Here is a 1,166-nt window from a genome sequence, read left to right as displayed (position 1 = left end):
TTCTCGGTGGTCTCCGAGAAGCGTCGGGCGGTTCCCACCTTGAGGCGCTTGATCTGATTGCCCCAGTACGGCTGGTCGGCCGAGCTCCACAGAATCAAGGTGGGTATGCCTGCACGCAGGCTTGCGGCAGTGGTGCCTGAGCCCCCGTGATGAACGACCGCGCGGCAGGCCGGAAAGACGGACGCGTAGTTCACCACGCCCACGACCTTGACGTGGGCGGGAAGTGGCACATCGCTGAAATCGCTCCAGCCGGCGCAAATTAGCGCCCGCTGGTGCAATTCCGCACATGCCGCAGCGATCATTTCGACCGTGTCGACCGGAGATTCGACCGGCATGCTGCCGAAGCCAAAGCAAATCGGCGGCGATCCGGCGGCAATCCAAGCTGCCACGTCGTCGTCGGCGCCCGTGGTCAGTTGCATTGTCAATGGGCCGACAAACGGCCGTAGGCCGTCCCATTTCGCCCATTCGTCCGCCAGTCCGGGAAAGCAAACCTCGTCGTACGCTTGGATTTCCAGCGACTTTCGCTGGGCGATCCGGCGCGGCGAGGGATGCGTTGCCTTGGGGAGCCCGAGTTCGCGGCGCTGCGTGTCCTCGACCTTCTTGTTCAGGCGCCAACTGAACCAGTCGAACGCCGTCATCGCCGAGCGGCTCAACGGCGCCGGCAGCATCGAAACGGTCTGGCCGTTCGGCCGCATGGGGACGTGATGCAGCGTGGCAAACGGGATGTCGTAGTACTCCGCGACGTTGGCGGCGGCCTGCTCGAAATTCAGGCCGGTGCACAATAGGTCAGCGTCGGCGGCGAGGGACGTCAGCGCCGCGCTGACCTCGCCCCAATGCCGGATGAGGGGCTCCCAGACCTTGCGCATCAACCTGATCGGGCTGCGGATCGTCCAGATGTTCCGGAAGAACTCAGCCCACATGTTGCGGAGGAACTCCTCGTCCAGGAAGTCGTGCAGTTCCGGGCCGTACGGGACCGCCGCGAGCCCGGTGGACTCGGCGAAACCCATCAATTCCGGTGGGACGGCCACGGCCACGTCGTGCCCTCGGCGCAGCAGCTCGCGGCCGACCGCTGCCAATGGCTCGATGTCGCCGCGCGTTCCGTAGCCGGCGAGGGCGAATTTCGTCACGGGTCCTAGCCTTGCAGTTGCCGTGCGCCGGCGACGTCA

At 65.4% G+C, this 1,166-nt stretch carries 1 protein-coding gene; it reads right to left on the bottom strand.

Annotation, left to right across the window (positions count from 1 at the left end):
- Positions 1–1,127 (bottom strand): glycosyltransferase (locus tag A5711_RS08370; RefSeq protein WP_067945377.1); only part of this gene is annotated, 1,127 nt, incomplete at its 3' end.
- Between the last annotated feature and the right edge of the window lie 39 nt (positions 1,128–1,166).

Source organism: Mycobacterium sp. E2238, from assembly GCF_001672665.1.
Taxonomy (GTDB): domain Bacteria; phylum Actinomycetota; class Actinomycetes; order Mycobacteriales; family Mycobacteriaceae; genus Mycobacterium.
The sequence above is the reverse complement of the archived record's forward strand: the minus strand, read 5'-3'. Positions and strand labels throughout refer to the sequence as shown.